A 7,308-nucleotide genomic window follows, 5' to 3' on the forward strand; every position below is an offset into this window, starting at 1 on the left:
CTAATAATCTATTCCATATCTCTGCCAAAACGATCAAAACGTTTGTTGTAGCTATTAAAGATTGATTTTTGCTCGTTATAAAAACCAATGTCTTTATTGTCTTTCATAATAAGTAACAAACCTCTGTATCTTTCTATATTGGTTATAATATCGACAGCATTTTCGTTTTGTTCGCTGGCTTTTGTTTGGCTAAAATATTTTAGTTCGTCTTGGTATTTTGCTTCTAGTTGTTTGAGCAAAGTACGTGCTTTTTGTGTTTCTCCTATTTTATAATAACCATCGGCAAAAGGATCGACCATACTATAAAACTCATAATAATCTAACGGAAGTTTAGTAAGTGCTAATTCAATTATTTTTTTAGCTTTACCATTTTTTCCTTCGGCAATAAGCTGATTCATTAGCCTTGTTAAATTGGTTCGGTACGAAATACTGTTTTTTCTGGTTTCTGGATCGTGGTATATTTTTGTGCTTTCGCCATTACCCCAATCTAGTTTCATCATGATGTCATACATTTTATCAGCATCGATGCTTCCCATATCAAAAGCTGAAGCTTCTTTGTCTATTAGTGTTTTTACAGGAACGAGTTTGTACACCATTCCGTTTAATTGCAAGTATTCTTTCATCCAGATATAATCTTCGTCCGCAAAAGCGCCTGGAGAAAAGTATATAGGACGTTTCCAATTGTTGTTTCTCACAATGTCTAACATCATGAGGCGGTTTTTGTATAAAGCATCGCCTTTTATATCAACATCAATATAAGGAACAATCGAATCGTTGTATTTTGGACTAACAATTTTGTTTGCTATCACTGTGTTCTTATCAACAGGAATTCTGATTTTATTACTTGGATAAAACTGAATCATCTGACCGTTTTTCATTTCGATGAGTGTTCTCGGATCATCGCTAGAAACAAAATCGAAAAATTCTTTTACATCGAGTCTGGCTTCAGTTTTTTGATCAAAAACTAAGTAATCCCGCTTTCCATCTACATAATCTTTGTGTGAAAATGAAATAGGAACTGGTTCCGAATTGTAAGCTTTGGCTTTCATTTGATCTATATACCAATCGGTCATTAATAAACTAGTATTTACAATACGAACATCGGTTCTATATCCTTCAATTTCTTGTAAATACCAAATTGGGAAAGTGTCATTGTCGCCAATAGTGAATAAAATAGCATTTTTCTCGCAGGAATCTAAATAGGCTCTTGCCGATGAAACCGCTGTGTATTTTCCTGAACGGTCATGATCGTCCCAGTTTTGAGTAGCCATAAGTATTGGCGCAGCAAAAAGACAAGCTGTTATAACTACTGGTGCCGCAATTTTAGGTTGAATGTATGATTTTAGAAAATCGAAAATGGCATAAACACCAATTCCTATCCAAATGGCAAATACATAAAAGGAACCTACAAGTGCATAGTCTCTCTCACGAGGTTCGAAAGGGCGTTCGTTTAGGTAAATTTTAAGTGCCAAACCTGTAAATAAAAACAGCGCCAAAACAACATAAAAACTCTTAATATCTTTTTTTAGATGAAAGAAAAACCCAATAAGCCCAATGATAAAAGGTAGGAAAAAATAAGTATTTCTACCTTTGTTGTTTTTCCATTCTACAGGAAGATTTTCTTGAGACCCCAACCTTATATTGTCTAAAAAATTGATTCCGCTTAGCCAATTTCCGTCTAAAGAAGTGTATTCTCCTTGTTTGTCGTTTTGTCTTCCAACGAAATTCCACATTAAATATCTCCAATACATATAACCAAACTGGTACTGGACCATAAATGTTAAATTGTCGATAGTTGTTGGTTTTTCTATATTAAGATACTGACCGTAAGCTTTTAGAAACTTTTCGTAATCTTCTATCTCTAGTTTTCCAGAAGCGTAAGCAGCTCTAAATTCGGACACAATATCGGTGAGTTCTTTTTCTTCCGAATATTCTTCTTTGATGCTAAAATTTAACACATTCGTAAACTTCATGTAGTTTTCTGCGTGATCGGGACTCCACATTCTTGGCAAAATAGCTTTCTGATTGTCGTCGCTATTTTGAACTCCGTTTACATAATTATTTACAATAACATATTCGCCTTTTTTGTAATCACGTTCGTAATTTGGCTTTTCGTCTGTGTATGGATTGTCTTCATCTAATCCTGCATAAGTATCGGAAAATTGAGGGCCATAAAACAAAGGATTCACACCGTATTGCTCACGATTATAGTAGGCTAAAACCTCACGCGCATCTGATGGTTTGTTTTCATTAATAGGCGTATTTGCATTGGCACGAATAGGCAACATCATCCATGTAGAAAAACCTAACATTATAAATAATACACAAAGAATTAAAGTATTGTAAAGAGGTTTTCCTTTTTCTCGAGTGTATTTTAATCCAAAATAAAACAATGCAATAAGAAGTAAGGTTACAAATATTGTTCCTGAATCGAAAGGCAATCCTAAACTATTTACCATAAAAACTTCGGCAGTGCCAAAGAAAGTCATTGTCCAAGGCAATAATAATTTGAATATGAAAAGTAAAACGGCAACGACAACAATATTGGCAATAAGGAAGCTTTTTACAGTGATGTTTTTGTAATTTTTAAAATAATATAAGAATCCAATGGAAGGAATTGTTAGTAATGCCATGAAGTGAACTCCAAATGACAATCCAACAACTAATGAGATTATGAGTAGCCATTTGTTACCACGTTCGGTATGCATTTCTTCTTCCCAGCGCAATCCGAGCCAAAAAAGCAGTGCGATAAGCAAGGTTGCCATAGCGTAAACTTCGGCTTCGACCGCATTATACCAGAAACTATCAGAGAAAGTAAAAGCTAAGGAGCCTACAAATGAACTTCCTAAAATAACAATCGAATTGGTTTTGTTTATCTGCTTCGCCTGTTCGCCTTTTAGGCTCGGGTCGGCAAATCCAGAAATTACTTTTTTTAAAATAATTGAGGTTGACCAAAACAAAAACAAAATGGTAAAAGCACTCGAAAATACTGACATCATATTAACCATCAAAGCAATATGTTGATCATCGATAGCAAACATGGCGAAAAATGCGCCAATCATTTGAAATAAAGGTGCTCCTGGCGGATGACCAACTTCTAGTTTTGCTGCAGTTGCAATATATTCGCCACAATCCCAAAAACTCATTGTAGGTTCTACAGTAAGTGAATAAACTATAAGTGCGATAAAAAAAGTAAGCCAACCAAGGGCTGTATTCCATTTATTGAAATTGAAAGACATAATTTTTGCTATAAATATTACCTTACAAAGAAACTATTTTTTTATCTAAAGAAAAGGGTAAAAATAAAAATTTAATTTTTTTTGACTAAAACCTTGCAGAAAATAAATATTGTAGTAAATTTGCACTCGCAATAGGAAATTATTGCAACTTTATTGGCCCATGGTGTAATGGTAACACAACTGTTTTTGGTGCAGTCGTTCAAGGTTCGAGTCCTTGTGGGCCAACAAAAAACCCTTCAGTAATGAAGGGTTTTTTCGTTTATAATTGTTTCCGGAAACTATTTAGCGTTTGCCATAAATTCTTCTGCTTTTTCGACCATATTATAACTTCCGCAGAAAAAAGGAACACGTTGGTGCAATTCTGTGGGTTGCAATTCCATAATACGACCATAACCGTCAGAGGCTTTTCCGCCAGCTTGTTCGGCTATAAATGCCATAGGATTACATTCATAAAGCAAACGCAATTTTCCTTTTGGGGCTTTCGAACTCGTTGGATAAATATAAATTCCACCTTTTATCATATTTCTATGAAAATCGGAAACCAAACTTCCAATATATCTCGAAGTATAAGGACGATCGCCTTCTTCTGATTGGCAATATTTAATGTAATTTTTCACTCCTTGCGGAAAATGAACATAATTTCCTTCATTCATCGAATAGATATTTCCATCTTTCGAGTATTTCATGTTTGGGTGCGAAAGATAAAAAGTTCCAATAGCTGGGTTTAATGTAAATCCGTTTACGCCATCTCCAGTTGTGTAAACTAACATCGTCGAAGTGCCATAAATAACATAACCAGCTGCCACTTGATTTATTCCTGGCTGTAAAAAATCTTCAATAGTTACAGGAGTTCCTACAGGAGTAATTCTTCTAAAAACAGAGAAAATAGTTCCTACCGAAACATTAACATCAATATTTGAAGAACCATCAAGCGGATCCATCAAAACCACATATTTGTTATTATGACTGTTATCTGAACCTGCAACTGTGATAAAATCGTCATTTTCTTCGGAAGCAATTCCGCAAACAATTTCACGATTTATTAAAGTTTGAATAAAAACTTCATTAGCATAAACATCTAGTTTCTGTTGGTCTTCACCTTGTATGTTTTGCTCGCCTGCAGCACCAACAATATCAACCAATCCAGCTTTGTTTACCTTGTAGTTTACAACTTTTGCGGCTAGCCTAATCGAATTTATAATTCGAGATAATTCTCCCGATGAATACTGAAATGATTGTTGATTTTCAATAATAAACTCGCCTAATGTTTTGTTGCGTTCTTCCATTTCTAGATTATTGTAGTTGTTTGTGCAAATATCGATTATAATTTTCGAAAACATTACTTAGATAGCAAGAAAATTATGCTAAAGTTATTTTATATTTGTTGTAAATAAAATCAACAAATATCATGAATATGAGATCAATTTTTTTAGTGTTATTCGTAGCTATTTTCGGGTTATCTGATGCAAATGCACAAATAAATTTAGGAGAAAAAGCACTAGGAGCTTTGCAAAAAGGAATTACAGGATTTACTTTTAGCGACGAAGATGCTGCTAAATTATCGAAAGAAGCTGTTGATAAAATGGACAAAGAAAATCCAGTTGCAGGACCAAAAGATGCTTATACAATAAGATTAAATAAATTATTTGGTAAGCACAAAACCGAAAACGGATTAGCACTTAACTACAAGGTATATAAACTAAAAGATGTAAATGCATTTGCCACTGCCGACGGAAGTGTTCGCGTATTTTCAGGACTTATGGATATCATGGACGACAACGAAATTCTTGCTGTAATAGGCCACGAAATAGGCCATGTTGCCAATCACGACTCTAGAGATGCGGTAAAAGCGGCGTATAAAAAAGAAGCTTTATTAGATGCAGCTGGTTCTCAATCAGACAAAGTTGCGGCTGTAACCGAAGGTCAAATAGGAAATATTGGTAAGGCATTAATGAATAATAGCCACAGCAGACAACAAGAAACGGAGGCCGATATTTATTCGTACGATTTTATGAAGCGTAACAAGTATAATGTAAATGCGGTCGAATCAGCTTTTAATATTTTAGCAAAAATGAGCGAAGGAACAGATTCTTCATTTATTACAAGAATGATGAGTTCGCATCCTGATCCAAAACAAAGAGCTGAAAATGCAAAAACAAGAGCTGAAGCCGACGGATTATACAAACCGTATCTAAAACAAGCGAAACCAAAAGTAAAAACAGTCGTTAAAAAGAAAAAATAATAATTGAATATGATTGTTAGAAAAGGAGAAAAAAATGACATGCCCGCCGTTTTAGATTTGATAAAAGAACTGGCTATTTTCGAAAAAGAACCCGATGCTGTTGTCGTTACCGCAAGTGATTTAGTTCGCGACGGCTTTAGCGAAAATCCGCTCTTTCATACTTTTATTGCTGAGGTTGAAGGGCAAATTATTGGAATGGCTTTGTACTATTACAGGTATTCAACTTGGAAAGGAAAAACCATACATCTAGAAGATTTAATTGTCAAAGAGAAAAGTCGCGGAACAGGTGCTGGATATGCTTTGTATTCTGAAATTATGAAGCAAGGAAAAAAAGACAATGTGCGCCGAATAGAGTGGAATGTCCTCGATTGGAACACGCCAGCTATAGATTTTTATAACAAATCGGGTGCAAAATTACTCGAAGATTGGCGGGTTGTTAATATGGACGAAGCAGGAATAAATAATTTTTTAGCGATTCAAAATCCTAAATCTAAAATCTAAAATCCTAAATTTAAAAATGAGAATATTCAAATTTGGTGGCGCATCAGTAAAAGATGCCGATGGTATAAAAAATGTTTTTGACGTTTTACAAAAAGTTGGTTACGAAGAAGTTTTGCTCGTGGTTTCGGCAATGGGAAAAACAACCAACGCTTTAGAATTAGTTATTAAAAATTATTTCGATAAATCGGCAAGCTTAAATGCTTCTGTTCAAGAAGTAAAAAAATACCACAATCAAATTCTGTTAGATTTATTTGAGGACGAAGAAAGCGAAGTTTTTCTAGATGTAAATGATCATTTTGCAGATTTAGAATATTTTTTACGTAGTAATAAATCACCAAATTATAACTTTGTGTACGACCAAATTGTGAGTTTCGGAGAAATTATTTCGACCACAATCCTGAGCCATTATATGAATTTTAGAAACATCAATACACAATGGTTAGATGTTCGTTCGTATATAAAAACTGATAATACCTATCGTGATGCTGAGGTAAATTGGGAAATTACTCAAAAAAACATCTCGAAAATCGCTAAGAAAAAATCACTATTTATCACCCAAGGATTTATTGGCGCCGACGAAAACGGATTTACAACAACATTAGGAAGAGAAGGTTCTGACTATACCGCAGCCATTTTTGCTTACTGCCTTAACGCCGAAAGTGTAACTATCTGGAAAGATGTTCCTGGCGTGATGAATGCCGATCCTCGTTATTTTGAAAACGCAACTTTGTTAAATCAAATATCGTATCGTGAAGCCATCGAATTAGCGTTTTATGGCGCAAGTGTCATTCACCCAAAAACATTACAGCCTTTACAAAAAAAAGAAATTCCGTTGTACGTAAAATCGTTTATAAATCCTTTATTACCTGGGACTTCAGTTTCTAAAGGAGAAGATTTAGAGCCTAAATTACCTTGTTTTATTGTCAAAAAAGACCAATTATTATTGTCGCTTTCCTCGATAGATTTTTCATTCATCATGGAAGAAAACATCAGCGAAATTTTTAGTTTATTACATCAACACAAGATAAAAGTAAGTTTAATTCAAAACTCTGCCATTAGTTTTTCTATATGTTTAGAAGATAAGTTTGGTAATTTTAATGAATTAAAGAAAACATTATCTAAAAAGTTCAAATTGTCATACAACGAAAATGTATCACTTTATACTATAAGACATTTCGACGAAAAAGCGTTTCAAATGGTCGAAAAAAACAAGACTGTTTTACTAAAACAAATGAGTAGAGAAACAATGCAAATTGTGACGAAGGAGTAGTTTTTCGACGTAGAAAACATTTTAGGGTTATAAATCATAACTAAAACTGGTTTTAT

The 7,308-nt window shown here is 34.1% G+C and carries 5 protein-coding genes and 1 tRNA gene; 4 read left to right on the top strand and 2 right to left on the bottom strand.

Annotated features, from left to right (window positions below; all coding sequences use genetic code 11):
- Window positions 1-8: 8 nt before the first annotated feature.
- Window positions 9-3,239, bottom strand: a complete 3,231-nt coding sequence (locus ACH2BG_RS13490) for a protein O-mannosyl-transferase family (RefSeq protein WP_395048217.1) — start codon at window positions 3,237-3,239, stop codon at window positions 9-11.
- Window positions 3,240-3,393: 154 nt separating this feature from the next.
- On the opposite strand from ACH2BG_RS13490, the gene ACH2BG_RS13495 reads away from it, so the two are divergent.
- Window positions 3,394-3,464 (top strand) — tRNA-Gln (locus tag ACH2BG_RS13495).
- A 53-nt stretch (window positions 3,465-3,517) separates the two neighbouring features.
- Here ACH2BG_RS13495 and fbp read toward each other — a convergent pair.
- Window positions 3,518-4,525, bottom strand: a complete 1,008-nt coding sequence (fbp, locus tag ACH2BG_RS13500) for a class 1 fructose-bisphosphatase (RefSeq protein ID WP_395048221.1) — start codon at window positions 4,523-4,525, stop codon at window positions 3,518-3,520.
- Between the two features lie 122 nt (window positions 4,526-4,647).
- On the opposite strand from fbp, the gene ACH2BG_RS13505 reads away from it, so the two are divergent.
- Genes ACH2BG_RS13505 through ACH2BG_RS13515 form a run of 3 tightly spaced genes read left to right on the top strand, consistent with a single transcriptional unit; the run spans window position 4,648 to window position 7,252 of the window.
- Window positions 4,648-5,481, top strand: a complete 834-nt coding sequence (locus ACH2BG_RS13505) for a M48 family metalloprotease (protein ID WP_395048218.1) — start codon at window positions 4,648-4,650, stop codon at window positions 5,479-5,481.
- 9 nt (window positions 5,482-5,490) lie between these two features.
- Window positions 5,491-5,982, top strand: a complete 492-nt coding sequence (locus tag ACH2BG_RS13510; protein ID WP_395048219.1) for a GNAT family N-acetyltransferase — start codon at window positions 5,491-5,493, stop codon at window positions 5,980-5,982.
- 16 nt (window positions 5,983-5,998) lie between these two features.
- A complete protein-coding gene (locus tag ACH2BG_RS13515) occupies window positions 5,999-7,252 on the top strand; it encodes an aspartate kinase (RefSeq protein ID WP_395048220.1) in 1,254 nt (417 codons plus the stop codon).
- Window positions 7,253-7,308: the final 56 nt, after the last annotated feature.

The sequence above is a fragment of the Flavobacterium sp. genome, assembly GCF_043779715.1.
Lineage (GTDB): Bacteria > Bacteroidota > Bacteroidia > Flavobacteriales > Flavobacteriaceae > Flavobacterium.